This is a genomic window from Mucilaginibacter sp. OK098 (assembly GCF_900142915.1).
Taxonomy (GTDB): domain Bacteria; phylum Bacteroidota; class Bacteroidia; order Sphingobacteriales; family Sphingobacteriaceae; genus Mucilaginibacter.
On record NZ_FRCM01000003.1, the window covers coordinates 308,564 to 335,372 of the forward strand.

The window sequence follows — 26,809 nt, forward strand, 5'->3', positions numbered from 1 at the left end:
AAATATTGTTTTTAGGATAATATTATAATAATAAACGTGCCATAATAGTTAGTAAATTACTGATTGAGTGAATTAGTGATTGATGAATAAATACAGCAGAATATTGAGAACTACCGGCAGGTAATCAGGTGGTTTGGGTATGCTGATAGTCAGCCTTTCGTAACAATATTATCTTTCGGACTTCCGGACTTTCCCGACTTTCGGACTATTCCACTTCTTTCAATATATTTGCTTACATGAACCGCATTAAACTTATTGCCGCGCTTTTATTTGCCGCTCCTTATGCCTTTGCTCAAACGGCTCCGCCCACTGATATAGCTTCTATCCAGCAAAATTTCAAAAAGCTTGATGTGCTTGGAAGTGTGCTTTATGTAGCCGCTCACCCTGACGATGAAAACACCCGCCTGCTTGCTTATCTGGCGCAGGAAAAACATTACCGAACCGGCTATCTTTCAATGACGCGCGGCGATGGCGGACAAAACCTGTTGGGCAATGAACAAAGCGAGCTTTTAGGTTTGATCCGTACGCAGGAACTTTTGGCTGCCCGTAAGGTTGACGGCGCAGAACAGTTTTTTACGCGCGCAAATGATTTTGGTTTTTCGAAGGGGCCGGAAGAAACCTTAAAGATCTGGGATAAGGAAAAGGTTTTGAGCGATGTGGTTTGGGTGATCCGTAAGTTCAGGCCAGATGTTATTATATGCAGGTTCCCAACTACGGGCGAAGGTGGCCACGGGCATCACACTTCATCAGCCATATTGGCGCAGGAAGCATTTGCTGCGGCGGCTGATCCAAAACGCTTTCCTGAACAATTACAATATGTACAGCCATGGCAGGCCAAACGCCTGCTTTGGAACACCTTTAATTTCGGCACAACAAATACCACCAGTCCTGATCAGTTTAAGATTGATGTAGGTGTTTATAATCCTACCCTTGGTAAAGGCTATGGTGAACTGGCTGCCGAAAGCCGCAGCAATCATAAAACCCAGGGCTTTGGCTCTGCAAGGCAACGCGGCGAATCATTTGAATATTTTAAAACTATTTTGGGCGATGCGCCGCAAAATGATTTGTTTGATGGTGTAAACACATCATGGAAAAGGGTTAAAGGCGGTGAAGATATTGATGCGGGCATCAGCATAATCCGTAAAAGCTTCGACGCAGATAAGCCGGAAGAATCAGTAGCGGCATTGGTAAAGCTGCTTGGAAAGGTTGAAAAAATTTCGGACACTTACTGGCATACTCAAAAAGCAAAGGAGCTTAATAACCTTATTGCGGCTTGCGCCGGTTTATGGTTTGAAAGCTATGCCACCGAATCTTCATATGCTTTGGGCGATAGCATTCATATCCGCTCGCAGGTGCTTGATCGTTACAACAACAAAGTAAAGCTGAACAGCATCAGCATAAATCAAACAGAAAAAAGCTTTAACAGCCTGGTTATTCCTGCAAATCAATTGCAATCATTTAATACCAGCGCATTAGCCAATAAAATTACACAGCCTTACTGGCTTGAAACCGCACATAGTGTTGGTGCTTACAATATTCCCGGTCAGCTGTACGTAGGGAACCCTGAAAACCCAGACCTGCCAACGGTTGATTTTGAATTTATAATAGAGGGTAAGCCTATCCACTTTGAACGCCGCCTGGCTTATAAATATGTAACTCCGGTTAATGGCGAGATCTATCAGCCTATTGAAATAACACCTCCGGTAACTGCTAATATTGCCAGCCAGGATTATATTTTTAATAGCATCAATCCGCAATCCATTCAAATAAAATTAAAGAGCTATACTAAAAGCAGCGGAAATATCAGCCTAAAACCTATAGCGGGCTGGAAGATCAGTCCGGATAAATTTGACTTTTCCGGCAAAGAGAAGGGTGATGAATGGACAGTGGCCTTTACTGTAAGCCCAACAGACCGGCATCCCGGAACTGTCATTTTAGAGGCGGTTGCCACCGTTAATGGCAAGCCTTTTTCGTTGGGGATTCAGCATATTAAGTACGATCATATTCCTAATATTACCTTATTCCCGCCGGCACAGGCAAAACTGATAGATCTAAACCTGAAAATCGCAGGTAAAAAAATCGGCTACATTGAAGGTGCCGGCGACCTTGTGCCCGAAGCATTAAGGCAGGTGGGTTATGATGTGCATGAGCTTACAGAAAAAGAAATAATGAATGGCGATCTCGCAGGTTATGATGCTATAATTACCGGTGTGCGTGCCTATAACGTAAATGATCGCCTTGCCGTTGAGCAGCCAAAGCTGCTTGAATATGTAAAAAATGGCGGCAACCTGGTGGTGCAATATAATAACAACAACGGCCTTGTTACCAAACAAATTGGCCCGTACCCGTTTAAACCGGTTAACCAGCGGGTTACTGATGAAAATGCAAAGATCACCATTTTAGACAAGCAAAACCCCATAGTAAATTATCCAAACACAATAACACAGGATGATTTTAACGGATGGGTGCAAGAGCGCGGCTTATATTTTGTGGGCGATATCGACCCTAAATACCAGCAGGTATTACAGATGAACGACCCCGGCGAAACGCCAAATAACGGAGCGCTGATAACCGGTAATTATGGCGAAGGAAGGTTTGTTTATACTTCGCTTGCATTTTTCAGACAATTGCCTGCCGGGGTTCCGGGAGCATACAAGCTGTTTATAAATTTGTTGAGCAAGCCTAAAACACAGGCAATACCGTAAGCTTAAGGTACGCCTGGCTCTGTAAGAGGGACGTATGCGATACGCCCCTGTCCAATATACATTGTGTAATCTAATCTCAAAACAATTAACAATTACCCTATTGCTATCCATCATTTAATCAACTATTTTTGCCCCATAACAAACAACGTATTATGACACATCACGAAGAAGAAAAAAGTTACGATTACATATATTACCTTGTTGGCTTGCTTAGCGGCCTTTTTACAGGAATTGTTATTGATACGAGCTTTATATTGATCCCTATTTTAGGAATTGTAGGCTTATTGTTTGCCGGCTTCTTCCTGAATGTTTTTGTTAGAGGTCGTGGCAAAGCCTGATCCTGAACTGCCATCATTTATACATAGCTGGAACCAGTTTTACGGCATTGTGGCCGGCTGGCTGGTTCTGTTAATTTTTGTTTTCTGGCTCATTACCATCTTTTTTGAATGAGCTTAACCGACTGGATAGTTCTTGGCGTTACACTGCTTACCATTGTAATATATGGGGTATGGAAAAGCGGCGCCAACAAAAATATCGACCAGTATCTTATGGGCGGGCGCTCATTGCCCTGGTACCATGTTGGCCTCTCGGTAATGGCAACGCAAGCCAGCGCCATCACCTTTTTATCTGCACCGGGCCAGGCTTATTCAGACGGGATGCGCTTCGTTCAGTTTTACCTCGGGCTCCCGCTGGCCATGATAGTGCTTTGCGTAACGTTCGTGCCAATCTTCCATAAGCTTAAGGTTTACACTGCTTACGAGTTCCTGGAAAATCGGTTCGACCTTAAAACACGGGCGCTCACTTCTTTTTTATTCCTGATCCAGCGCGGCCTTTCAACTGGTATCACCATTTATGCACCATCCATAATTTTATCTACCATCCTTAATATCAATACGGTTTATACCACCCTGTTTATAGGCAGCCTCGTAATATTTTATACCGTTTATGGGGGCACTAAAGCGGTATCCTATACCCAGCTGCTGCAAATGAGCATTATATTTTTAGGGATGTTTTTTGCCGGAGCAATGGTAGTACACCTGTTGCCTGAGCGTGTTGGTTTTGTAAAAGCAATTAAGCTTGCCGGCAAACTGGGCCGGATGAATGTGATAGACTGGAAATTTGATCCAGGTAACCGCTATAACGTATGGAGCGGCCTTATCGGCGGTTTCTTTTTACAGCTTTCGTATTTCGGTACAGATCAAAGCCAGGTTGGGCGTTATTTAACCGGCAGTTCTATAGGACAAAGCCGCATGGGGCTCATCATGAATGGTTTGCTAAAGATCCCGATGCAGTTTTTAATTTTACTAATAGGCATCCTGGTTTTTGCATTTTACCAGTTTAACCGCCCGCCAATGTTTTTTAACCGTTACGAGGTTGAGCAGGTAAAGAAAAGCAATTATGCCGGCCAGTATAACCAGCTTGAAGATAAATACACTGCGGTTTTTGACCAACGTAAAAGCAAGGCAGAAGAGTTGGCAAATGCTTTAGATACTAAGGATAAGGCGCAAATAGACAAAGCACAGCAAGCCTTAAAGCTTGCTGACAAAACGTCAGGCGAGATCCGCAAGGAAGCCATCGCTGTAATGAAAAAGAATAATGAGAAGGCCAATGGGGATGATACCAATTATGTGTTTCTCAACTTTGTTACCCATTACCTGCCCCGTGGACTGATAGGCTTACTGGTAGCCATTATCTTTTTGGCATCGATGGGTTCAACGGCAAGCGCTTTAAACTCGCTGGCATCAACCAGCGTGGTTGATATTTATAAACGCATCATTAATCCCGGCGCTACTGATAAAAACTATTTAAACGCCTCAAGAATTGCCACTATATTTTGGGGCGTTGTATGCGTTTTAATGGCACTATATGCCAGTAAGGTTGGCAATTTACTTGAGTATGTAAATAAACTGGGCTCGTACATTTACGGCACCATACTGGGGGTGTTCGTGGTAGCCTTTTATTTGAAAAACATAAGGGGCAATGCCGTTTTTATAGCCGCAATTATTACTGAGATACTGATATGTGCTTTGGGATACTTTGAGCTTGTAGCTTATTTATGGCTAAACGCGATAGGATGTGTTTTAGTGATTGTGATAGCAGCTGTGATTAATCCTTTATTTCCTCAAAAAACGCCAATTGTTTTGAACCATGATTAAAGGATTATAAGATTACCTGATGCTTATCAGGCAGATAATCAAGAAATCCTTTAATCATAGTTCAAAAATCCGAAATCGAACATCCGAATTCCGAAATCAAATCAGCTCTTAGCCTGGTCAATCACTGCCTGGTTCAGCCTCACATATTCATCGTCATTGCTTGCTTTTGCAAGGTCAACACCTTCCTGGGCAGCTTTAATAGCGGCTTCTTTGTCGCCCATTTTAAGGCGGATGCGGGCTTCCCATAATTTATACCATGGGCCCTTGGGCTCAACCTTTTCGGCTTCCAAAGCCCAGCCTAATGCCTTTTTCATGTCTTTATTATTTTCATAATAGTACTGTATGGCATTAAAGTAATAAGGCTTGCGATTACCTTTCATCAATTCATCAATATTGGCTGTAATCTGGGCATCATCATCAGTATTTAACTTGATGGCTACTGCTGTATGATCCCACACTAAATACAGATCAGACGAGTGAGTAGTTTCATTGGCAAACTGGATGGTAAAGCTTTCGCGTTTTTCAGCAAGGTATTGGGGTTTTACCTTAAAACGTAAAAGATCATCCGCTTCTTTATAGCTGTAAGCCCCCCATTGTTTAGCTGTTTTATTTAATATAATTGTCCACTCCTCTTTTCCGGGGATGCTGAATAATGCGTAGGTTCCGGCAGGTACGCTGTGCCCCTCAACAATTACATTTTCGGTAAAAGTTATGGTGGTAGCGGCATTAGCGCCTGTACGCCAAACTTGTCCATATGGATTGATGCCGCCAAAAATCACCCTGCCTTTAACAGCAGGCCTTGAGTAGGTAATAGTAATTTTACCCAGGCCAAAATCCTGTATAATGGTTTGTGTAGGGCTTGCTTCGGGAATACGCGGCGCTTGTGCATTGCTTTTAAAACAGATCCCTGCTAATAGTATAGCAAGTACATACAGGTAACACTTTTTCATATTTGTAAATTTATATTGTTGTAAGAGTTAATAAGAGCCAAAAATTAAGCGTCAGGAACCAGGACGATAGGGGTAAGTAAAAATCCATCCATTAAAAACAAAGTTAAATAAAGTGCCTTAACTTAAAACAGAACATTAACAGATTACAGACTTTTTTTTCCTGATTCTTATACCTTGAATCTGTTAACAGTATCAGACCGGAAATTATTGCAAAAGTAAAGTGTGTAAAGTATAAAAAATAAAAGCCCCCTGCACTTGCTGCGGGGGACTTTCAACCTAAACCTTATCACAATTGAACTGGCGAGTGCCAATCCGCATTATATTTATCAATTACTATACCAATAATGGCTAATTAATTTTTTTATGACAATTTAACGAAATATAAACATCCCCGTTAAACAACTCATTACAGGTTTATTTATAAGTGTATACAACAGTAAATAAATTGTTGTTTTTTGCGTACACTAATTAGCTTGTTTGGAAATATTTTTTCGGCGTAAGTAAGTGTCAAACAGAAAAAGTGCCAGCACCACATCAAAAAACATAAACCCTTCAACAAGCGGTTTTGAGATATGCGAGCTAACATCAGGCACTTTAAAATTGGCTGGTACTTTTGCGGCAAGATCTGGCATGCCCTGGCCTGACCAATCCATACTGCCTAAAGTATATATCAGGAACCCGGTTAAGGTTATCACAAAAAATAAAGTTATTCCTAATATTATGCGCTTATTAATAGCAGCTTTAAGCGGCACCTGTGCCTGTTCTGTACGGATGGCCTCAATTACGTTGTAAGTAAAAGCCATTGACGGCTCCTCAAGTTCAATAGCAGCAAACTCCTTATTAAGGGCCAATAATTCCTGGTATTTTAGCCTGTATGCCTCATCACTAGCTATAAGCGTGCTGATGACACTTTGCTCATCCGGTGTGCAATTGCCATCAATATAGTTCCAAAGTGTTTCTTCTATGTTATTCATATCAGTTCTTTAGCTTCATGTTTTAAATTGCGTTCCAGCTTTTCTTTTAAACGCTGGCGCGCCCTGAATAATTTTACTTTAACCGTGTTGGCTTCCATTCCTAAGGCTTGTCCGATTTCCTCCAGCGATTGCTCGCCTTTGTAAAACAGGGTAATTATGGTTGCATCATCCGGCAAAAGCTGTTCTATAGCCTGGTTCAGGTAAAACGACCTCGACTTATTCTCCACATTATTAACATCATATGCGGATGATTGGTTTTCTACCTGTATAAAAGTGTTTTCGTCATCTATTGAATCGGTATCCACTCTTTTCTTTCGTAAAAACGTCATGGCGGTAGTATATACAATACTATAAAGCCATGTGCTGAATTTTGATTGCCTTTGAAAAGACCCCAATGAACGGTAGGCTTTTATAAAACAATCCTGCGCAATTTCTTCGGCATCTTCCCTTCCTTTTGCAAAACGCATAGCCAGCGTAAACACAAAGCGCTGATGCCGTTTAACCAAATCAGCATATGCTGCCTGGTTTCCCGCCAGTACCTGGTCTATCAACTCTATATCTGAAAGCTTGCTCTGCATCTATTATAGCTCTCTGACGATGTATTTTTGATGGAGGTTACACCCTTTTGTAAAGATAGTTTATTATTTGTTGTAGAGGTTGTAGTTGTTGTAAAGGTTGTAATAGTTAGCAAATTGTTGAATTGCTATATTGTTATGAAATTAACTCTATTATTTAACATGCATAATTCGATATTGTGTTATATTTAACGTACCGGCGTATCGCATACGCCCTTGCCAAGCGGTTGGCTGCAGTACAAGGGCGTCTACGATACGCCCCTACTGATACGCTGCAACCTTTACAACAACTACAACCCTTACAACTTTTTTTCACTCCCTCTGTAACCTCCTTCAAAACCATGTGGTCATAGCATACAAATACACCGAATTGGTGCTTAAAACAAAAAACATTTATTAACTTTTAAAAAATTAAATATCATGGAAGATCACGCAAAAGAACTGGCAATAATGGTGGCAATTATAGTACCACTGGCTTTGTTCGCAATGATTTTTGGCATTGTTTACCTTGCCAAACGGGAAAGAATGGCAATGATTGAACGCGGAATGGACCCACGCCGGTACAAACCACAATCAGCACCTTTCCAAACTTTAAAATGGGGTTTATTATTGATAGGTGCAGGCGCAGGCTTATTTTTCGCTTATGTATTGGATAACACTGCATTTAAACACATACATGACGAGTATAACGATGGGGGTAACGTTGCAATTTACTTCGCATTGATCGCCATATTCGGCGGCGCAGGCTTATTTGCGTCCTACCTTATCGAAAAGAAAGAAGCAGATAAAGGGGACAAAGATAAGCTGGGAGAATAAGAATCAGGAAAACAAGAGCCAAGAATCAAGAAAGAACTTCGATATGTTATCTTGATTCTTGCCTCTTAACTCTTGAATCTTTTTTACAAATAACGTTCCTTCAAAATCTTCACATGATGCAGCTCATGCCCTGCTATCATATAAGCATAAGCTCTAACAGAAAACGGACTGCCGCTGGCAATCCCTTTCTGCGTTGATTGCAGTTCTGTTAATGAGCGAAAAAGATACAGGCTTGATTCGCGCACGGTTTTTAATTCATTTGCCAGATCTTCAAGCGGGCGGCTGTTAAAGGTCGCCTGCTCCATATAAACATCCTGGTCAAAACCCGGCAGGGTTATCGATTCGCGAGAGAAAACAAGCGCACGGTAAGCAAAAACTCTTTCTGTATCGGCCATATGGCCAACAACTTGTTTAATGGTCCATTTACCGTCGGAATAGGCGTACAACGCTTTGTCAGCGCTTAAGCTTGTAAATAAGTTATAGCTTTCTTCCTTTTGACGTTCCAGGATCTCGAGTATCGGCTCATTGCCTATAAGGTTTACATACCTGCCGGCATACTCAGAATACTCATCTGGATTTGGTCTGTTTATCATATCGTGTATTTTTTAGTACAATTCTAAAAGTTGTGCCCTTCCCTACTTCCGAATCCTTCACAAAGATCTGCCCGTTATGATAGTTTTCTATCATCCGTTTGGTTAGCGACAGCCCCAGCCCCCAGCCCCTTTTACGCGTGGTGTAGCCCGGCTGAAAAACGGTATCAAATTTTGAGCGGGGAATACCCTTGCCGGTATCAGACACATCAATAAATACCTGTTTTTTTATTTTATTTCCTGATATTTCAACGCGTATTAACCCCTTACCTTCAATTGCGTTTACTGCATTTTTCAGCAGGTTTTCTAAAACCCAGTCAAACAACGGCACGTTTAGTCCGGCCTCTAAATGAGGGTTGCCGGTTAACTCGAAGCTTATATTTTTACTCACTCTAACCCTAAAGTAATCAACAAAATCTTTAACCACCTCATAAACTTTGTGTTCCTCAAGCTTTGGCGTTGATCCTATTTTTGAAAAACGGTCGGCAACAATTTCAAGCCGTTTAACATCGTTTTCCATTTCGGCAATTAATGAGTCGTCTCCGGCGCTATATTTCTCTTTCATCAGTTCTATCCAGGCCATTAATGATGAAATAGGCGTCCCCAACTGATGGGCTGTTTCTTTAGCAAGCCCCACCCAAACCTGGTTCTGTTCTGATTTACGCGAAGAGCTGAAGGCTGTATAGGCCAATAATAAAAATATGGCGATTACCGAAAGCTGGATATATGGGAAAAATTTCAACTGGGTAAGTAACGCTGAATCTTTATAATAAACCAACCATTTTTCGCCGTAAACCTTTAGCCCTATGGGTGTATGCTGATCCTGCATATAAGCCAGTTCCCGCTTAAAATATGTGGGGTCATACGTTAGTGATTTATTACTTTCCGCCTCAATCTTTATAAATGTTTTAGTGGGGTCGAGTCCTTTTTTATACTTAAAGTCGCCCTTTTCATCAATAACAATTGCCGGTACGGTAAGGCTATCGCGCACAGCAAAAACGTAGTTTAAAAAATCATTATCATCCGAGGTTGCCAGCTGTTTCATGCTTAACGCCCACACCTCGGCCCGTGTGCGCTCAGACCTTGCAATATTACGCACAAGGTAACTGGTGTAAAATAATGACCCACTGGCAATTACCACTGCAAAAGTAAGCAATGAATATTTCCAGCGTTTTTTTTGTTGATATGGATTCATGAGCGTAGTCCGAAAGTCGGGAAGTCCGGAAGTCCGAAAGATGGAACGCCAGGAAAACAGCTTTCTTATATCCGCCCAAAATACGTATTTAGTCCGAAAGCCGGAAAAGTCATTAAAGTACTGAAAAGGAAAAGTGCCGGATCAGCATTTTAACATACAGGGATGAGTTTAAAACCCGGAGGATTTTAAACTCATCCCTATTTTGCTATAGAATTTTTAATAAAACTTAGGCAGCGGGTTCAGTTTCACATTCTGCCGTTGATGCCAGTATGGGTAAATTGGGTCCACCTCGCTTGCGGCGTCCAGCTTTTTAACCTGGTCAGTAGTAAGGTTCCAGCCTACAGCGTCAAGGTTTTGTTTTAGCTGCTCTTCATTGCGGGCGCCAATAATAATATTGGCAACCGTTGGCCTTTGAAGCACCCAGTTAAGCGCTACTTGTGCTACTGATTTGTTGGTTTCTTCGGCTACTTCATCCAAAGCATCCACAATATTAAACAAATGTTCGTAATCAGTTGCGGGGCCGTGACTGCCGCCCTGTTGTGTCCGGTTATCTTTAGGAATAGGCTGTCCCCTGCGGAACTTTCCACCTAACTGCCCTGATGCAAGCGGACTCCATACTATTGTACTAACCTTTTGATCTATCCCGGCGGGCATCAGCTCCCATTCAAACTCACGGTTAAGTAAAGAGTAATAAGCCTGTTGTGCAATATATCGTGCCCAGCCATAACGCTCAGATACCGATAGCGATTTCATCAAATGCCAGCCTGAAAAATTTGAGCAGGCAATATAACGGACCTTGCCACTGCTTACCAGGTCATCCAAAGCACGTAAAGTTTCTTCAACGGGCGTATTGCCGTCAAAGCCGTGCATATGGTAAATATCAACATGATCAGTATTTAAACGGCGTAAGCTGTCTTCCAATGATTTTATCAAATGAAAACGTGATGATCCGAAATCATTTGGCCCGTCGCCCATAGTAAAGGTTGCCTTGGTTGATATGAGCACCTGGTTGCGTAAACCCTCCAATGCTTTTCCTAATATTTCTTCAGACAAGCCGCGTGAATATACATTGGCTGTATCAAAAAAGTTGACCCCGGCATCAATACACAAATTAACCATGCGTTTGGCCTCATCAAGCTGGGTATCGCCCCATGCCTTAAAAAATTCATTGCCGCCGCCAAATGTAGCCGTTCCGAAACTGAGTACCGGTACCTGTAGCCCTGATGCCCCTAATTGTCTGTATTCCATTATTGATGTAGTGTTTTATGTAATATTCAAAGGTAACGGCAATCACATCAAATCTTTGTCAGGGAAGTTTCAGGAAAAGGACACATGTCTGGATGCAGTTGTATTTTCTCCGGGATGGAGCTCTGCGATAGTAAGCGGTAACCCCGTCCCTTAAATTCAAAAAAAACAACGCTTCATCCAAAAAATCCGCACATTTGCATATCTGCACATTTGCACATCAAAAAAATGTCATTATCCGATTTTTTTTCACCTATCGATCACAAAAAGATCATCCCTGCAAAAGGATATTATACCAGTCAGCTAGGCAGTAAGATCGAATATTACGCTGTTGATTTTCCTTCTATGGAAGATAAAACAGACATCGCCATTATTGGCGTGCAGGAAGACAGGAACGCCGTAAACAATTCCGGCTGTGCATTGGCGCCTGATTACGTGCGTGAAAAACTGTACCGCCTAAACGAGGGAAATTACAACACAAAGATCGTCGACCTTGGGAATATCCGCCGGGGAGCCACAGTTACCGATACATATATCGCCCTTAAAACCGTGGTTAGCGAGTTGGTTAAAAAAGATATCATCCCCGTTATAATTGGCGGCGGGCAGGATCTTACCTATGCACAATACCTGGCTTATGAAGACCTGGAGCAAAAAGTTGACCTCGTGATCGTCGATTCGCATTTTGATCTGGATGATGACGACAACACGTCAGAAGGGATCGAAACCACTTCAGAATCATATCTCAATAAAATATTTTTACACGAACCTAATTACCTGTTTAATTACAGCAACCTGGGTTACCAAACCTATTTTGCCAGCCAGGATAGCCTTAGGGTAATGGAAAAGCTTTATTTTGATGTACATCGCCTTGGTGAGCTAAGTGGCAACGTTGCCGTTGCCGAGCCAATTATTCGCAATGCCAGTATGATCAGCTTTGATATGGGGGCCATCAGATCATCAGACGCTGTGGGAAATGCCAATGCAAGCCCTAATGGTTTTTATGGAGAGGAGGCCTGCCAGGTAGCGCGTTATGCCGGCTTTAATGATAAGCTGAGCTCTATTGGCTTTTATGAGTTTAACCCTGCTTATGATAATAACGGGCAAACCGCCACCCTGCTTGCCCAAATGATCTGGTATTTTATGGATGGCGTTTATAACCGCAAGCGCGATTTTCCGCTTAATCCCAAATCGCAATACCTGATCTATAAAACCAGCTTAAAGCATGATGAGCATGAAGTGGTATTTGTAAAAAGCAAAAAATCCGACCGTTGGTGGATGCAGGTACCCTACCCAGCAGGCGGTTCAAAAAACGAGCGTTTTCACCTCGTGCCCTGCCAATATGACGATTACAAGACCGCAGTATCCGGCGAAATGCCCGATCTTTGGTGGCGCACTTATCAAAAATTAAACTGATCTGCATAATTCAAACCCAATTTTAACGTTATCACAGCTTACATGCTGATAAACAGATGAAGAAAATAGTTCTTTTTATAATAACGCTGTTACCTTTTATGGCAATGGCACAAACCCCGGAAACCTTTTTAATAAAAAGTAAAATAGGCAATTTGAATGCCCCTTCAAGGGCATACCTTATATACAAAGTTGGCGCTAACCAGGTAATAGATTCGGCAATTATAACAACCGGAAATTTTGAGTTTAGCGGCCAGATCATGAACCCGTCCAACGCTGTTTTGGTTATTGATCATAAAGGCATAGGCTTTGAAAAGCTTGACAGCACTGCCGATATTTTGAATTTTTATATTGATAAAGGCGAATTTTCATTGAGCAGTCCTGACTCTGCCTCAAAGGCGCAGATAACGGGTTCGAAGATAAATGACGACGACAAAAACCTAAAAGCGCAATTAAACCCGATAAAGGATAAAGCCCAAAAACTGATGTCCGAAAAAAGGGCTGCCACAGGCGCACTAAATACCCCTGAATTCAGGAGTGCATTGCAGGGAAAATACAAAGCTTTGCAGGCAGAACAAAAAACCACCATCAAAAAATTCATCCTGGGCAACCCGGATAGTTTCCTGAGCCTGATGGCTTTATACACGGTAGATGGCCCATCACCTGATCCGTTTGAGCTTGATACGCTTTATAATTCATTATCAACAGGTTTAAAAAGCACAGAAACGGCGAAGATCTTTAAAAGTTCGCTCGAAACACTAAAGCACACTGCCCCGGGTACCATGGCGCCAGATTTTACACAAGCTGATGTAAACGGTGTTCCGGTTAAGCTCTCTTCTTTCAGGGGTAAATATGTTCTGATTGATTTTTGGGCATCATGGTGTGGCCCATGCCGGGAGGAAAACCCGAACGTGGTAAAAGCTTTCAATAAGTATAAAGAAAAAAACTTTACCGTACTTGGCGTATCGCTTGATAAGCAAAGTGGCCGGGCCGACTGGCTTGCTGCCATAAAAAATGATGGCTTAAACTGGACACAGGTTTCGGATCTTAAATTCTGGAACAATGAGGCTGCCGCTTTATATTATGTATCATCTATCCCTGCAAACTTTTTGATTGACCCCAAGGGTAAAATAATAGCCAAAGATCTGCGTGGCGATGATTTGGATAATAAGCTGAAAGAGGTGTTGGGGAAATAATATACCCTTTCAGCGTACTCACAGGGCGACACCCTGCGAGTACGCTGAAATATAATAAATCGTCTCTGCCCTCCTAAACCAGTTATCTTAATTGTTTTTATACAATTTCACCTGCTTTTTGACAGCTATTCTACATCAATCACAAATAATATTTTTTAAGTTTACGGTTAAAATTAAAAAGTAACTGATGAAAAAAATTGTTTTAATGGCATTGGCAAGCCTACCGGCACTTGCTTTTGCACAAACCGGTAAATATACGGTACAAGGCACTATAGGTGCATTAAATGCTCCTGCAAAAATATACCTGCAATTTCGCCAGGCTGGCAAAACAAGTACCGATTCTGTCGTACTTAAGGATGGCAAATTTCAATTTACCGGTAATGTGGGTGCTGCGCCGGTAATAGCATACCTGGAGCTTAACCAGAAAGGAACAGGCCCCGGTTATAAGGATTATAAAGGAATATACCTTGAAAACGGAACCATTAATGTAACTAGTAAAGATACCCTGGCAAGTGCTACGGTTGACGGTACTAAAACAAACCGCGAAGATGCGCTCTATACGATTGCCCACAAACCGGTTGACGATGCTTATGCCGCACTGGAAGCAAAGCGGAAGGCTGCTTCAGATGATGTAAAAAAATCAGATGCATTTATTAAAGAAAATTCCAAGGCCGAAAAAGCAATTGATGCTCAGGATGTCCAAATAAATAAAAAATTCATACAAGACAATCCAGACTCTTTTATTAGCCTTAATGCATTGGAAAGCTACGCTTACGGTGCTGATTATGTTGATATCGCCCCTTTATTTAATGGCTTATCACCGGCAATAAAAGCTTCAGAATCAGGAAAGCAATTTGCCGAAAGACTCCCTAAATTAAAAGCCGTTGCCCTTGGTGCAACAGCGCCCGAGTTTGCCGAGGCTGATACAGCAGGCAAAATGGTTAGTCTTTCATCGTTCAGGGGTAAATATGTATTGGTTGATTTTTGGGCATCATGGTGCGGCCCTTGCCGCCAGGAAAACCCAAATGTGGTAAAAGCATTCAATCATTATAAGGGTCAAAAATTTACCATCGTAGGCGTATCTTTAGATAGGCCCGGTGCAAAAGATAAATGGTTAAAGGCGATCCATAAGGACGGCTTAGCCTGGACACAACTATCTGATCTTAAATTTTGGGATAGCAAAACTGCCGGATTATATGCAGTGCGCGGGATCCCGCAAAACTTTTTGCTTGACCCTGACGGAAAGATAGTTGGTAAAAACCTTAGGGGTGAAGACCTTGAAAATAAATTAGAAGAGATTTTCGGAAAGATCTGAGTAGTCCGAAAGTCTGGAAAGACGGGAAGTCCGGAAGAAAGAGTTTAGAGCTTTACCTTCCGGGCTTTTTTGTTTACTCTGAATCAGTAATATGATTTGCTGTTTATAAAAATAGATTATAACACAAAAGCCCCCTTTGCGGAGGCTTTACAAATATTCCTGTTAAACTCAACCTTCAAGATATTGGAGGCTAACTCTTCACTCTTTCCACATACGATCCGCTAGCGGTATCAACCTTTACTTTATCGCCAATATTAATAAATAATGGAACCTTAATTTCAGCACCGGTTTCAACAGTAGCATTTTTTAAGGCGCCGGTTGAGGTATCGCCTTTAACAGCAGGTTCGGTATAAGTTATCTCCAGCTCGGCAGAACCAGGGATCGACCCCATAATTGGTTCATCACTCTCAAAGGCTACAATTACATTCATGCCTTCTTTTAAAAACTTAACAGCCGATCCAAACAAAGCTCTTGGCACATTATGCTGATCAAAGGTGGTGTTATCCATTACAACCAGCGAGCCGCCATCTTCATATAAATATTGATAATCGTTGGTTTCAACGCGCGCTATGGTCACATCCTCATCCGTACGGAAACGATATTCAACCAATTTACCCGATTTTACATTGCGCATGCGTGCCTGGTAAAAAGCGCGTAAGTTGCCTGGTGTGCGATGCAAAAATTCTTCTACCTGTAACAATTCACCATTAAAGCGAATGATATTGCCATTTTTAATTTCAGATGCTTTTGACATAACAATATAATTGAGGCGCAAACTTATGGAGTTAAAGGCAAAGAAACAAGAGGATGACGCGCTTCCGTTTCAGCAGGGTCTCATAGGCGAACCCTTCGTTGTATAGAGCCATTTCGGAGGAATATGCCGGTGGACCATCCGGGTTTATCCATTGCAATAAGTTTTTACCCGCCACAAACATTGCGCAAGGTCGTCTATGACAGAATCTGCGGAGACAAGAACATGTTCTCTTTTTAATCTCCGCGTCCTTCGCGCCTTCTCCGCACCCTCTGCGGTTAATAATCCACGTTCAACAATATGCCAAAATCACCAATCCAAGAAAAAAAATAAAAAATATTCAAGGTGTCGCTTGTTTCGTACGAAAATATTCCTATGTTTGTGTTATGATTTCAGAACAAGAAAAAAACAGCCGCAAATTTGATCCCACAAAATCAGAACTGGAGATCCTGCAGGTGCTGTGGGAACACGGCCCGTCAACAGTAAGATTTGTGAACGACAGGCTGAATGAGCAAAAGGATGTTAATTATACATCGACCTTAAAACTGATGCAGATTATGGTTGAAAAAGAAATACTGAAACGTGATGAAAGCCAAATGAAGCATGTATACATAGTTGTTGAAGAAGAACAAAAAACAAAAAATCACCTGCTGAATAAGTTTGTCGATTCCATGTACAAAGGCTCGGCGGGCAGCCTGGTGATGCAGGTATTGGGGAATAACCATGCATCGAAAGAAGATATTAAGGCAATAAAAGAATTGCTGAACAAATTAGATAAAGAATAATAACCGGGTTTTAAACTTAACCGCTATGGGAACTTTAACAACAGGCAGCCTGTTAACTGATCAGTTTATAAAAGCATTGAGCAACACCTTAATGCATTCATTATGGCAGGGTGTTTTACTTGCTGTTGCAGGTGGTTTTATTATAATTTTCACTAAAAAGTTAAGTGCGGCACTTAGATATAACCTGCTGCTTGGGGCAATGGTTCTGTTTACCTGTGGTGTTATATTTACCTTTTTATGGCAGCTGCAGCCCGTACAAACCGGCCACTTAATTTACAAAGACGGCAATGCAGCTATTAACTCACCGGCTATCATGCAAGCCCCTCAGGTTGCAGCTAACTATATTGATAAACAGAATGTTGCCGATACAGTTATTGGTTATTTAAATGCCCATTGCAATACCATTGTTTTAATCTGGTTTTTAATTATCTGCGCTAAAAGCATTAAGCTGGCGGTTGGCATTCATGAGATCTATCATTTAAAGCATACCAAAACTTATGCTGTAAGTAAATATTGGGAAACCAGGCTGGCGTATTTATCATATCAGCTTAAAATAAAACAGGCCATAAGCCTTGTAGAATCGGGCATCGCCAAAGTGCCCATGGTGATCGGGCACTTAAAGCCGCTTATCCTCATCCCGATAGGCTTTATAAACGCATTAAGCGCTGACGAGGTTGAGGCTATCCTGGTACATGAGCTGGCGCACATTGGCCGCAGGGATTACCTGGTAAACCTGCTGCAAAGCTTTTTGGAGATCATATTCTTTTTTAACCCCGCGGTGTTGTGGATCTCGCAGCTTATTAAAGCTGAGCGGGAAAATTGCTGCGATGATATAGCGCTTAAACAAGCCGGCAGTAAATCCGGCTATATACAGGCGCTTTTAAGCTGCCAGGAGTACCAGCTGGCAGCACCCGGTTTAAGCATGGCTTTGGCGCGCGACAAAAGCAAGTTATTGAATAGGGTTAAAAGGATGGTAAATAATCATAACCAATCATTAAACATCATGGAAAAAACATTGCTTACCATTTGCATGGTAACCGGCGGATTGCTCACCGTGGCATTTTCGACAAAAGATACAATTAGAAAACCGGCAGCTAAAATCCGCCAGGTTCAACAACAACCTATTAGCGTTAATCCTCAAGTTGTTGCAAAAGTAAAGGTCAATACAAAAGTAAACCTGGGAAAAATTGATACCACGTTAAACACTCATGGTAAAATTTATAACCCTTCCGATTTTGAGGATGGCACTACCATGCGCACCATCATATCAAAAAACGGAAAACCCCAAAAGGCATACCTGTTTAAACGAAGTGGTGTTTTATACCAGCTGGATATGGACCATAATAATAAGGTGGAAACATTATATGTAAATGCTATACAGAGGCCAGTAAGCCAATATCAAACAAAAATCAATGAATTGCTAAAAGAATATAAGGAAGTAGCCGCCGTAGCACCTGTACCGCCCGTTCCACCGGTAGGTTTACAAGGAGTAAAGGCACCTGTAACGCCTGCCCCAAATGCAATAGCAATGGTTGCACCACCTGCAGCTCCCCTGCCACCTGCAGGCCTGCAAGGAGTAAAAGTGCCGGTACCTGCAACGCCAATTGTTGCACCGCCAGCACGGCCCATGCCACCAGCAGGCTTGCAGGGCGTAAAAGCGCCGGTACCTGCAATGCCCGCCCCAAATGCAATAGCAATGGTTCCACCATCAGCTGCACTTACGGCGCCTGTTTCTCCCGCACCAAAAATTGCGGCTATGGTAACACCTGCAGCTCCTGTTCCACCTGCTCCATTAACAAGAGTAAATGGACTGCCATCCGTAGCACCAATGGCGCCCATCCCACCAATCAAACCGGACGGAAGATTTAAAGAGGCAGCTGACAGGTTGATAGAAAGAGGTATCATAAAGGATAAGAACGATTTCGACATGTCATTAAGTAATAAATCGTTAAAGGTTGACGGAGCATTACAGCCGGAAGATATTCACCAGGAGATCCTGAAAATATTTGCGAAAAAACCTGGTGATAAGGTAAACTGGCACTACAGTAAACATGAGTCTTCAGAATCCACCTCGGAAACCACCAAAAAGTAATTAGCGTTAAGAGGCTGTATCAAAATATTTAAATCTAAAAAACACTAAAAATAATATTTGGTCTCTGTGATCTCCGTGCCTTCTTTGTTATCTCTGTGGTAAAAAATTAACCGCAAAGTACGCAAAGAAGACACCGAGCAGCACGGAGCTTTTTATTGTCCAAAATTTAATTTTGTTTGGTATTTTATAATTTTGATACCGCCTCTTTATTCGGGCACATCTAAATCATTGGCTTTGCAGCGAATAAACCTTTAAGCCCATTATCCCGATCATTATCAGCAGCATAAAAAATATTTCGATCCACGAGATGCGCTGACCTAAAAATAGGAGTTCGGCAATTTTTATAAAGATCAGTGTAATTGCTGTCCAAACTGCAAATGCTGTTGCTGTTGGGATCTGCTTTATTGCGATGGAGAACAAGTAGATATTGGCCACACCAAATAAAATATAACCAACAAAAGGGACCAATACCGGCAGCCCGCCCTGCCATCTGTAAAAGTTAATAAATCTTAATGTTTTAAGATCGCTGAATTTCATGAACTTTAAGCAGAAGGTCCATGCTGTTTCGCATGATGCAGCTAATAATAAGTAGATCCAGGCCAATAGATTAAGTTTATTTGTTGTATGACATTAAGTTCTCACCCGCATCGGTGTCTGCTAATTCAGGCTGATGCATGTTAACAATGGTCGCGCCCTTATTTAACTTCAAAAATTTCTTTATTTTTAAGATAAGGTTTGGCCTTATCTCATAATAATACCTGAACCATTTATATTTTAATAAGCCCTTCTCATCAAAACGCTTTACCGAAAAAGCATGCTGCAAAAAGTAATCTTTAGGATAGTCGTAATACAGTCCCCAGTTTTCGGGCTGATTGCCTGGTTTAAAAGCGGGATCATATACGGTTCCAAAAAGATAATCCCATAAAGCAAATTTGGTTGATAAGTTGGCGTGAAATACCTCGTGGTAATTGGCGTGGTGCCATAAGTGCAGCTCGGGCGAATTAAAAATATATTTCAGCTTACCCAGCCTAACGTTAACATTGGCATGAATAAACATCCCGAACATAGCGTCGAGCATTGCTTTTATGGGGATAACCGCCGGGTCGGCGCCAAGTATAATTATTGGTGCAAACTCTATTGTTTGATTAATGATGATCTCGAAAGCATGCGAACGCGATCCTGCCAAAAAATCAACATCTTTACCCGAGTGGTGCGCCTCGTGCGTCCGCCACAGTATTTTGCTGGCATGTTGTAAACGATGAAAGAGATAGATATACAGATCATGCGTTACCAGGAAAAACAAAACCTGTTCAGTTACTGTCCAGTCTTTAAAAAACTGAAATCCATTCCAGTTAATATGGTGCTGAAGCGGGTAAATGATATAATCAAATATCACAATTTTAAGTACATAGCTTTGGATGATGGTATACCAAACTAAATCCACCCAAAAGCCCTCCCTAAAAAAGGGCAACCCCTTGCGATATGGCGAAATCCGCTCCCATGCTATGATGAATACTATCCAGCAGATGAGGATTGTGGTGGTGGTTTGTAAAATTGTCATATGCTGCTTAATTCATATTGAGGGGATTTAAAACCTGTCCTCCTGATAAATCTTCACCCTATTTCTCGCAGGCCTTCTACCTGCGCCGATGTATTTCGCCCTTTCAGGGCTTAGGGCATTGCCATAGAACGTTTAATTCTTTGGCCCTGAAAGGGTCTTATCTCTTAGCGCAGGGCAACGCCCCGCGTGTAGAAAATGGTTCAAACGCACATTGTTTAAACACCGTCACTCTTTTAAAGTTTACGCCAATGATTTATCCTTATACTCATCACTAATATTTACCCTTAAGCGTTTCATCGGGCCAAGCTCAGATTCATAAACTTTTTTAATGCCGTCGCCGGTAGCTGTTTCAACATCGCGGATATCCCGTACCATACGTTGAAATCCTTGTGGCTCAACAGATGCTGCATGGTCTGATCCCCACATCGCTCGGTCAAGTGTGAAATGGCGCTCAACAAATGTTGCTCCTAATGATACTGCCGCAACCGTAGTAGCCAGCCCGGTTTCATGGCCCGAATAACCAATTGGCAATCCCGGATATTTATCCCCAAGAGTATGGATCATCTTAAGATTCAACTCTTCGGGCTTGCAAGGATATGCAGACGTTGAATGTGCGATAAGTAAAGGATAATTTTCATCAAATCCTTTTACCAGGTTAACCGCATCTTCAATTTCTTTATTGGTCGACATGCCGGTTGAAAGCATTAAAGGTTTACCTGTTAGCAAAATTCTATTGATCAACTGAAAATCAGTTAGCGAGGCCGATGCCAGCTTGTATAAAGGAGTATCAAATCGCTCCATAAAATCAACCGCCTCAACGTCCCAGGTTGATACGAACCAATCTATCCCTTGTTTTTTACAATACTGATCAATGGTTGCATACTCGGCAATGCCAAATTCAGTTTTACGCTTATAATCGATATAAGAAATTCTTCCCCACGGAGTATCACGCATAATTTCCCATTGATCTTTAGGCACACAAATTTCCGGTGTTCTTTTTTGAAATTTTACGGCTGTGGCTTTGGCAGCCACAGCTTCATCTATCAATTGTTTTGCTATTTCAAGAGAGCCATTATGGTTGATCCCAATCTCTGCAATAATATAGCAAGGTTCGCCGGGACCAATTTTATTGCCCGTGTTTAACGTAATAGTTTGATTAGCTGTAGCTACTGTTTTTACCTTTTGGTGTGATGCTATGATCAGCTCGGCAAACTCCCTGAAACAACCTTGCCCGCCTTTAGCCTCGCATGTTATATTGGCAACATCTTTTATAAACGATATGGCATCTGCCGGGCAAGCGGTAACGCCGGCAAGCTTCATTACTTCCAAGTCATTGGTGTCGTCCCCAATATAAGCTACTTCTTCAGGCAACAGGTCAAGCCGGCTTAAGATCTCCTTAAATACGGCAGGCTTATCTTTAACCCCAAGATGCAGTTCGGTAATTTTTAATTTTTCCGCCCGTTTTATTAATGATGGCGATAGCTCCCCGGTAATAATACCGGTTGTTACTCCCGCAAAATTCCGCAGGCGCTCAACACCCATCCCATCGCGGATGTCGAACTTTTTAAATTCTTCTCCGGCTTCGCCATAATAAACACCGCCATCGGTCAATACGCCATCGCAATCTGTTAGAAGCAGTTTAATGCGTGAAAGTTTTTCGTTTAACATATTCATTATGTTTTAAGTTTAGTGTTTTAAATTGCTGTCCAGCCACCATCCACAATAAGGTTCGCACCCGTCATATAAGCGGATGCCTCACTGGCTAAAAAAACCAATGCACCCTGATAGTCAGAAGGGCTGGCCATGCGTCCCAATAAAGTTTTAGCAGAATAATTTTGAATAAAAAATTCGTTTTGCGCATTCTCTACGCCGCCCGGCGAAAGGGTGTTAACCCTTACGCCTTTGTTACCCCAATAGGCCGCTAAAAAGCGTGTAAAGTTTACAACTGCTCCTTTGGTAACCGGGTAAACCGGCGATTTATAAAAGGTTTGTTCGCCGCATTCATTCCTATAGATAGTTTGATCCGGCCCTACCATTCCATAAGTAGATGCAATATTGATGATGCTTCCACTCCCCTGTTCAGCCATTACGGTTCCAAAAATTTGCGAGGCTAAGAAAACGCCGGTAACATTTACATCCAGCGATTTTTTAAAGGCATCAAGCGGATAATTTTCAAATGCCGAAAGTTCTTTTGCCATGCCCGGATTTTCGAACATATCATTTATGGCAGCGTTATTTACCAATATATCTATTGATCCGTAGCGCGTTAAGATCTGGTCGCGCGCTATCTTTAATGATCTTTCGCTGGTAACATCAACCTTTAGGCCGCCATGCTGTTCGCCAAGACTTTCAGCAAAGCTTTCAGCGCCGCTCTCATCCAGGTCGGCTACTACTACATTAGCTCCTGCGTCGGCCAGTGCTTCGCAATGTTTTTTCCCCAGCAGGCCCAATGCTCCGGTAACAATCGCAGTTTTATTTTCAAGCGAAAACAGCTTCATAGATTTTAACTATACTATTTTAGGTTTAATATTGTAATTATCTATTTTGCGAAAAACAGCTTCAAGCACCCCGCCTTTTAAGTATTGTTTAATGTTGCCGCTAAGTATTGCTTCTTTCATAATGGGCATTACATCGCGGTAAGCCGAAAGGGTATAGGCTATATCTTCATCGCTATGGCTGTAGCACATATTGTGAAAGCTGGCCCATAAAACACCGCGTTTTATCATTTCCTGCTGCATAAGGGTTTTTACTTCCAGGCCGTTGCCTGCTTCCGGGGTAAACGTTACCATTGAGCGGCAATTGTAACCTATACAGCGGGTGTAAATGTCCATACCTGTTTCAATGGCTATGCTGTTATATCCATCTTTTATTACTGCACCTTTTTCATCCAGGTATTGAGGCACATTTTTATCACGCAGCTCATTTATAGTAGCAATACAGGCTGCCAGCGATAAAGCCTCGCCGCCAAAGGTGGTATAACTAAACACCTCCGAATTAAACAGCTCCATCACATCGGCCCTGCCGGTAAGCAGGGCGATAGGCATCCCGTTTGCACAGGCTTTTGAATAAACGGCCAGATCAGGCTTTACATCAAAATATTCCTGGGCGCCACCTATGGCTATACGGAAGCCTGTCCACATTTCATCGAAGATCAGCAGGGTGCCGTTAGCTTTGCACACTTCAGCCAGTTCTTTTAAAAAGCCTGGTTTTGGCGCCTCAAAAATAAATGGCTCTAGTATCAGGGCGGCCACAGTTTCATCAAGGGCAGCCTTTATGGCATCAATATCATTATACTGAAAAGTATAAGTCATGTTCTGGATTGCCTCCGGGATGCCGGCATTGCGGCTGGTGATCCCTATATACCAATCATGCCAGCCATGATACCCACAGCAAAACACTTTGTCGCGGCCTGTAAAAGCACGCGCCACCCGGATAGCTGCCGAGCAAACATCTGCACCGGTTTTGGAGATCTTTACAGCCTCGGCATTAGGAATAACATGTTTGATCAATTCAGAAAGTTCCACTTCAAGCGGGTGCATCAGCGAAAAAGTGATCCCATCACTTAGCTGCTTTTTGATAGCCTCATCAACAGCCGGGTAAGCATAGCCTAATGATATTGGGCCAATAGCCGAGTTAAAATCGATGTATTCGTTGCCGTCAACATCCCACACATGCGAGCCCTGTCCTCTTTGTATATATTTAGGGGCAACGCCATTGGTAAACTGACCCGGGCCTTTTGCAAGGGTTTGAGTAACCGGTTTCTGAACTTTTAATGCACGTTCATACAACTCGTTTGATTCGGTTATTACGGGATAACCAGGATTAAATTTTATTGAGTTTGGCATGTTGTTTTTTCTTTTATTATTCAGCAAATTGAGGCACAGCTATCCCGGGTTGTTTATAAAAGGTTTTGTATCCTAATATTCTTTCGGCTATTTGTTTACCTGTAAAACCCTCATATTCCAAAACATTTGGCAGCAGTGACGGCTTAAACCATTTTTCATTTAAGGCGAATGGTAAAACACTGGCTGTAAGTCCGTGTTTAAGTAATACTTCAGCAACAATGCTGTATAAACCTCCTGTTAGAAAATGATCTTCAAGTGTTACGGTTAAGCGGCTGTTCCGGGTAACTTCAATTATTACGCGCTCGTCTACAGGTTTAAGGCTGCGCAGGTTAACAAGGCCTACTGACAAACCTTCATTTTTAAGCATTTCAGCAGCAATAAGCGCCTGCTCAAACATTAGCCCATACGTTAAAATGGTTACATCATCACCTGTTGAAATCACCTCGGCTTTTCCCAATTCAAAGGGAGTGTGTGCATAATCAGTTTTGCGTGTGTTGATGCGAACATATGATGGATTGGGATGATCCCAGATCTGGGGCAGCATTTTTACCAGGTCGTCCTCATCTGCAGGCGCAAAAACCGTCATATTGGGAATTCCACGCATCAGCGAGATATCTTCGAGCGCCTGGTGGGTAGGGCCATTACCATCCGATAAAAAACCAGGTATAAAGCTGCTTAACTTAACCGGAAGGCTTGGGATGCCGGCATCGGTGCGGATAAACTCAAATGCCCGCATTGATAAAAATGAGGCCAACGCATGTACCACCGGGATGCGGCCACGCAGGGCAAGGCCTGCTGCTGCACCTATCATAGTTTGTTCGGTTATCCCGGTATCAATAAATCGGTTTCCCAACTTGCCGGGAATATTCCTTACTAATGCACGGTTCTCTGCCGTCATCACTATAAAGCGTTCGTCTGATAAAGCTATTTCTGTTAATAATTCTTCGTACGTCATCTTACCTTACCACTAAAGTTTCTGATGTTAATTGGGTTAAATGCTCACCGTGCATTTCTTTAAGCAGGTCATCCACCTCGGTTGCATTAAAATTGCAAAACCACCTGTCGGCACGGCGTTCAATGCTTGGTAGTCCTTTACCGCGAACGGTATCGGCAATTACCACATTAAGCTTCCCAGTCTGGAAAGGATAAGCTGAAAACGCCTCGTTTAAAGCATCGAAATCATGCCCGTTTATTCTTTTAACGGCCGCGCCAAATGCGGTAAACTTATCATGCAATGGCTCCAGGGGGATCAGGTCCTCCGTAGCCATATTGGCCTGGAACTGGTTACGGTCGATCACGAAGATCAGATTATCAAGCTTATAGGCATTAGCTACCAGCACAGCTTCCCAGCAGGTGCCTTCATTTAACTCCCCATCACCCATAATACACACTACTTTGTTTGTGCTGCCTTTAATTTTTAGATCCATAGCAACACCGATAGCTACGGATGGCAAATGGCCCAATGAGCCGGAGTGAAATTCGATCCCCGGAATTTTGGTATTAGGGTGCCAGTAAATATTATCGGATACGGATAAGTGATTTTTTAAACGATCAGCATCCAATAAGCCCATCTCCACAAAGGTTCCGTATAATGCAGGTACGTCATGGCCTTTTGATAAAAACAGGTAATCGCGGTCAGGATCGTTAAGGTTATCTTTATTGATGTTAAGAAATTCTGAATACAGGTAAACGATAAGGTCAGCAGCCGATAATGAAGCGCCAACAAAACAGCCGCCATCTGTCGACATTTTTATAATATGTTCCCTTACTTTCAAAGCAACTGCCTCAAGGTCTGTGGTATTTGCTATTACGTTTTGCATGGCTATATTTTAATTCTATTAGCTAATGATTAGTTTGGTTTGTTCAGGTGAAATTGTTGTTAGTTCATCCAGGTGATTACGGTACCAGTTTACACCGGCATATTGTGCATTGATATGGTAGATCTCTGGCTTTTCGGCCAGCAGGTTTAAAATATCCCAGCATGAAAAACGTGGATTTATTGGATATAGCTCTTCATAAACCCGTTTTATAAATTGATAATCGGCTTCATAATCAATGGTAAAGCGGTGCGACATGGAATAATCAATACCCGGTTGTAGGGATACATTGCCAATGTTGAACCTGTCGGGATTTTCCCATATATAAGGCGTTGTGTGTTCAAGTTCCAAAGGCCTTTGGGCTTCTTTCCATACTTTTTCAAGGCAATCCATCGTCATTATTTCCACATCATTTCCATCAGGGAAAGTTGCCGGATGCAAATTGCTTACATAACCATACCTGCCAGGATTGGCAAAGAAAAAACCGAGCACATCATCTATAATATCCGGATCAATGAGCGGGCAATCCGAAGGTATCTTAACTACATTATCAGCGTTAAAAAGCATAGCAGCCTGGTAATGCCGATCCAATAAATTATTGAGGCTCCCCCTATAGCAGGCAACATTCAATTGTAAAGCTTCCTGTTCTATAATATCATCTGCTGCATTCTGCGAGGTGGCAACAATAAGCGGTACTTCATGGCGGATCATTTTCAAACGCTCAACCATCCGGTACAAAAGGCTTTTGCCTAAAACAGGCAACATTACCTTTCCGGGTAAACGGCTTGACGACATCCGGGCCTGTACAACTATTACTGTTTTTCTTGACAT

The 26,809-nt window shown here is 42.2% G+C and carries 24 protein-coding genes; 9 read left to right on the top strand and 15 right to left on the bottom strand.

The window, feature by feature from the left end; translation table 11 throughout:
• Nucleotides 1-236 precede the first annotated feature (236 nt).
• The 3 genes from BUE31_RS11525 to BUE31_RS11535 all read left to right on the top strand — a co-directional run bounded on the left by BUE31_RS11525 (nucleotide 237) and on the right by BUE31_RS11535 (nucleotide 4,861).
• Nucleotides 237-2,705 carry a PIG-L family deacetylase gene (locus BUE31_RS11525; RefSeq protein WP_073403535.1) on the top strand — a complete coding sequence of 823 codons (2,469 nt, stop codon included), beginning with the start codon at nucleotides 237-239 and terminating at the stop codon, nucleotides 2,703-2,705.
• 152 nt (nucleotides 2,706-2,857) lie between these two features.
• On the top strand, nucleotides 2,858-3,043 hold the full coding sequence (locus tag BUE31_RS11530) for a hypothetical protein (protein ID WP_073403537.1): 186 nt from the start codon (nucleotides 2,858-2,860) through the stop codon (nucleotides 3,041-3,043).
• 108 nt (nucleotides 3,044-3,151) lie between these two features.
• The gene (locus tag BUE31_RS11535; RefSeq protein WP_073403539.1) at nucleotides 3,152-4,861 is read left to right on the top strand and encodes a sodium:solute symporter family protein; all 1,710 of its coding nucleotides are present in this window, start codon (nucleotides 3,152-3,154) and stop codon (nucleotides 4,859-4,861) included.
• 101 nt (nucleotides 4,862-4,962) lie between these two features.
• On the opposite strand, the gene BUE31_RS11540 is transcribed toward BUE31_RS11535, so the two are convergent.
• The 3 genes from BUE31_RS11540 to BUE31_RS11550 all read right to left on the bottom strand — a co-directional run bounded on the left by BUE31_RS11540 (nucleotide 4,963) and on the right by BUE31_RS11550 (nucleotide 7,363).
• Complete coding sequence (locus BUE31_RS11540) at nucleotides 4,963-5,811, bottom strand: DUF2911 domain-containing protein (RefSeq protein WP_073403541.1); 849 nt, start codon at nucleotides 5,809-5,811, stop codon at nucleotides 4,963-4,965.
• Between the two features lie 464 nt (nucleotides 5,812-6,275).
• Entirely contained in the window at nucleotides 6,276-6,785 is a 510-nt protein-coding gene (locus BUE31_RS11545) for an anti-sigma factor (protein WP_073403543.1), read from the bottom strand.
• The gene (locus BUE31_RS11550) at nucleotides 6,782-7,363 is read right to left on the bottom strand and encodes an RNA polymerase sigma factor (RefSeq protein WP_073403545.1); all 582 of its coding nucleotides are present in this window, start codon (nucleotides 7,361-7,363) and stop codon (nucleotides 6,782-6,784) included. Before BUE31_RS11550 ends, BUE31_RS11545 begins: the two co-directional genes overlap by 4 nt.
• Before the next feature lie 417 nt (nucleotides 7,364-7,780).
• On the opposite strand from BUE31_RS11550, the gene BUE31_RS11555 reads away from it, so the two are divergent.
• Nucleotides 7,781-8,176, top strand: coding sequence for a DUF6249 domain-containing protein (locus BUE31_RS11555; protein WP_234997799.1), 396 nt, complete (start codon nucleotides 7,781-7,783; stop codon nucleotides 8,174-8,176).
• An 83-nt stretch (nucleotides 8,177-8,259) separates the two neighbouring features.
• On the opposite strand, the gene BUE31_RS11560 is transcribed toward BUE31_RS11555, so the two are convergent.
• The 3 genes from BUE31_RS11560 to BUE31_RS11570 form a co-directional block, all read right to left on the bottom strand.
• Nucleotides 8,260-8,769, bottom strand: coding sequence for a DinB family protein (locus tag BUE31_RS11560; RefSeq protein ID WP_073403547.1), 510 nt, complete (start codon nucleotides 8,767-8,769; stop codon nucleotides 8,260-8,262).
• Nucleotides 8,744-9,961 (bottom strand): sensor histidine kinase, encoded by a 1,218-nt coding sequence (locus BUE31_RS11565; RefSeq protein WP_073403549.1) that lies wholly within the window; start codon nucleotides 9,959-9,961, stop codon nucleotides 8,744-8,746. Before BUE31_RS11565 ends, BUE31_RS11560 begins: the two co-directional genes overlap by 26 nt.
• Before the next feature lie 216 nt (nucleotides 9,962-10,177).
• Nucleotides 10,178-11,209 carry an aldo/keto reductase gene (locus BUE31_RS11570; RefSeq protein ID WP_073403551.1) on the bottom strand — a complete coding sequence of 344 codons (1,032 nt, stop codon included), beginning with the start codon at nucleotides 11,207-11,209 and terminating at the stop codon, nucleotides 10,178-10,180.
• A 225-nt stretch (nucleotides 11,210-11,434) separates the two neighbouring features.
• On the opposite strand from BUE31_RS11570, the gene BUE31_RS11575 reads away from it, so the two are divergent.
• From BUE31_RS11575 to BUE31_RS11585, 3 genes are all read left to right on the top strand, one after another.
• A complete protein-coding gene (locus tag BUE31_RS11575) occupies nucleotides 11,435-12,619 on the top strand; it encodes a formimidoylglutamase (protein WP_073403553.1) in 1,185 nt (394 codons plus the stop codon).
• Between the two features lie 56 nt (nucleotides 12,620-12,675).
• Nucleotides 12,676-13,812: a TlpA disulfide reductase family protein gene (locus BUE31_RS11580; protein WP_073403555.1), complete on the top strand. Its 1,137-nt coding sequence runs from the start codon at nucleotides 12,676-12,678 to the stop codon at nucleotides 13,810-13,812.
• A gap of 187 nt (nucleotides 13,813-13,999) precedes the next feature.
• Complete coding sequence (locus tag BUE31_RS11585) at nucleotides 14,000-15,127, top strand: TlpA disulfide reductase family protein (protein WP_073403556.1); 1,128 nt, start codon at nucleotides 14,000-14,002, stop codon at nucleotides 15,125-15,127.
• A gap of 190 nt (nucleotides 15,128-15,317) precedes the next feature.
• Here the strand turns inward: BUE31_RS11585 and efp are convergent, their stop codons facing one another.
• A complete protein-coding gene (gene efp, locus BUE31_RS11590) occupies nucleotides 15,318-15,881 on the bottom strand; it encodes an elongation factor P (RefSeq protein WP_073403558.1) in 564 nt (187 codons plus the stop codon).
• Nucleotides 15,882-16,264: 383 nt separating this feature from the next.
• Between efp and BUE31_RS11595 the strand changes: the two genes are divergently transcribed.
• Complete coding sequence (locus tag BUE31_RS11595) at nucleotides 16,265-16,663, top strand: BlaI/MecI/CopY family transcriptional regulator (RefSeq protein WP_073403560.1); 399 nt, start codon at nucleotides 16,265-16,267, stop codon at nucleotides 16,661-16,663.
• Nucleotides 16,664-16,688: 25 nt separating this feature from the next.
• Nucleotides 16,689-18,755 carry a M56 family metallopeptidase gene (locus BUE31_RS11600; RefSeq protein ID WP_073403562.1) on the top strand — a complete coding sequence of 689 codons (2,067 nt, stop codon included), beginning with the start codon at nucleotides 16,689-16,691 and terminating at the stop codon, nucleotides 18,753-18,755.
• 225 nt (nucleotides 18,756-18,980) lie between these two features.
• Here the strand turns inward: BUE31_RS11600 and BUE31_RS11605 are convergent, their stop codons facing one another.
• From BUE31_RS11605 to BUE31_RS11645, 8 genes are all read right to left on the bottom strand, one after another.
• Nucleotides 18,981-19,358: a DMT family transporter gene (locus BUE31_RS11605; RefSeq protein WP_073403564.1), complete on the bottom strand. Its 378-nt coding sequence runs from the start codon at nucleotides 19,356-19,358 to the stop codon at nucleotides 18,981-18,983.
• Between the two features lie 10 nt (nucleotides 19,359-19,368).
• A complete protein-coding gene (locus BUE31_RS11610; protein WP_083619739.1) occupies nucleotides 19,369-20,316 on the bottom strand; it encodes a sterol desaturase family protein in 948 nt (315 codons plus the stop codon).
• A 240-nt stretch (nucleotides 20,317-20,556) separates the two neighbouring features.
• Nucleotides 20,557-21,984: an N-acetylneuraminate synthase family protein gene (locus tag BUE31_RS30550; RefSeq protein WP_234997800.1), complete on the bottom strand. Its 1,428-nt coding sequence runs from the start codon at nucleotides 21,982-21,984 to the stop codon at nucleotides 20,557-20,559.
• A 26-nt stretch (nucleotides 21,985-22,010) separates the two neighbouring features.
• Nucleotides 22,011-22,814, bottom strand: coding sequence for an SDR family oxidoreductase (locus BUE31_RS11625; RefSeq protein ID WP_073403566.1), 804 nt, complete (start codon nucleotides 22,812-22,814; stop codon nucleotides 22,011-22,013).
• 9 nt (nucleotides 22,815-22,823) lie between these two features.
• Nucleotides 22,824-24,161, bottom strand: coding sequence for an aminotransferase class III-fold pyridoxal phosphate-dependent enzyme (locus BUE31_RS11630; protein ID WP_073404278.1), 1,338 nt, complete (start codon nucleotides 24,159-24,161; stop codon nucleotides 22,824-22,826).
• A gap of 16 nt (nucleotides 24,162-24,177) precedes the next feature.
• The gene (locus BUE31_RS11635; protein WP_073403568.1) at nucleotides 24,178-25,116 is read right to left on the bottom strand and encodes a transketolase family protein; all 939 of its coding nucleotides are present in this window, start codon (nucleotides 25,114-25,116) and stop codon (nucleotides 24,178-24,180) included.
• A 1-nt stretch (nucleotide 25,117) separates the two neighbouring features.
• Nucleotides 25,118-25,981: a transketolase gene (locus BUE31_RS11640; protein ID WP_073403570.1), complete on the bottom strand. Its 864-nt coding sequence runs from the start codon at nucleotides 25,979-25,981 to the stop codon at nucleotides 25,118-25,120.
• Nucleotides 25,982-25,999: 18 nt separating this feature from the next.
• Nucleotides 26,000-26,809, bottom strand: a complete 810-nt coding sequence (locus BUE31_RS11645; protein WP_073403572.1) for a cytidylyltransferase domain-containing protein — start codon at nucleotides 26,807-26,809, stop codon at nucleotides 26,000-26,002.

Bases quoted from the DNA above. Each gene is read 5' to 3' on its own strand.
- BUE31_RS11525 (WP_073403535.1), top strand. From the start codon at position 237: ATGAACCGCATTAAACTTATTGCCGCGCTTTTATTTGCCGCTCCTTAT.
- BUE31_RS11530 (WP_073403537.1), top strand. From the start codon at position 2,858: ATGACACATCACGAAGAAGAAAAAAGTTACGATTACATATATTACCTT.
- BUE31_RS11535 (WP_073403539.1), top strand. From the start codon at position 3,152: ATGAGCTTAACCGACTGGATAGTTCTTGGCGTTACACTGCTTACCATT.
- BUE31_RS11540 (WP_073403541.1), bottom strand. From the start codon at position 5,811: ATGAAAAAGTGTTACCTGTATGTACTTGCTATACTATTAGCAGGGATC.
- BUE31_RS11545 (WP_073403543.1), bottom strand. From the start codon at position 6,785: ATGAATAACATAGAAGAAACACTTTGGAACTATATTGATGGCAATTGC.
- BUE31_RS11550 (WP_073403545.1), bottom strand. From the start codon at position 7,363: ATGCAGAGCAAGCTTTCAGATATAGAGTTGATAGACCAGGTACTGGCG.
- BUE31_RS11555 (WP_234997799.1), top strand. From the start codon at position 7,781: ATGGAAGATCACGCAAAAGAACTGGCAATAATGGTGGCAATTATAGTA.
- BUE31_RS11560 (WP_073403547.1), bottom strand. From the start codon at position 8,769: ATGATAAACAGACCAAATCCAGATGAGTATTCTGAGTATGCCGGCAGG.
- BUE31_RS11565 (WP_073403549.1), bottom strand. From the start codon at position 9,961: ATGAATCCATATCAACAAAAAAAACGCTGGAAATATTCATTGCTTACT.
- BUE31_RS11570 (WP_073403551.1), bottom strand. From the start codon at position 11,209: ATGGAATACAGACAATTAGGGGCATCAGGGCTACAGGTACCGGTACTC.
- BUE31_RS11575 (WP_073403553.1), top strand. From the start codon at position 11,435: ATGTCATTATCCGATTTTTTTTCACCTATCGATCACAAAAAGATCATC.
- BUE31_RS11580 (WP_073403555.1), top strand. From the start codon at position 12,676: ATGAAGAAAATAGTTCTTTTTATAATAACGCTGTTACCTTTTATGGCA.
- BUE31_RS11585 (WP_073403556.1), top strand. From the start codon at position 14,000: ATGAAAAAAATTGTTTTAATGGCATTGGCAAGCCTACCGGCACTTGCT.
- efp (WP_073403558.1), bottom strand. From the start codon at position 15,881: ATGTCAAAAGCATCTGAAATTAAAAATGGCAATATCATTCGCTTTAAT.
- BUE31_RS11595 (WP_073403560.1), top strand. From the start codon at position 16,265: ATGATTTCAGAACAAGAAAAAAACAGCCGCAAATTTGATCCCACAAAA.
- BUE31_RS11600 (WP_073403562.1), top strand. From the start codon at position 16,689: ATGGGAACTTTAACAACAGGCAGCCTGTTAACTGATCAGTTTATAAAA.
- BUE31_RS11610 (WP_083619739.1), bottom strand. From the start codon at position 20,316: ATGACAATTTTACAAACCACCACCACAATCCTCATCTGCTGGATAGTA.
- BUE31_RS30550 (WP_234997800.1), bottom strand. From the start codon at position 21,984: ATGTTAAACGAAAAACTTTCACGCATTAAACTGCTTCTAACAGATTGC.
- BUE31_RS11625 (WP_073403566.1), bottom strand. From the start codon at position 22,814: ATGAAGCTGTTTTCGCTTGAAAATAAAACTGCGATTGTTACCGGAGCA.
- BUE31_RS11630 (WP_073404278.1), bottom strand. From the start codon at position 24,161: ATGCCAAACTCAATAAAATTTAATCCTGGTTATCCCGTAATAACCGAA.
- BUE31_RS11635 (WP_073403568.1), bottom strand. From the start codon at position 25,116: ATGACGTACGAAGAATTATTAACAGAAATAGCTTTATCAGACGAACGC.
- BUE31_RS11640 (WP_073403570.1), bottom strand. From the start codon at position 25,981: ATGCAAAACGTAATAGCAAATACCACAGACCTTGAGGCAGTTGCTTTG.
- BUE31_RS11645 (WP_073403572.1), bottom strand. From the start codon at position 26,809: ATGTCAAGAAAAACAGTAATAGTTGTACAGGCCCGGATGTCGTCAAGC.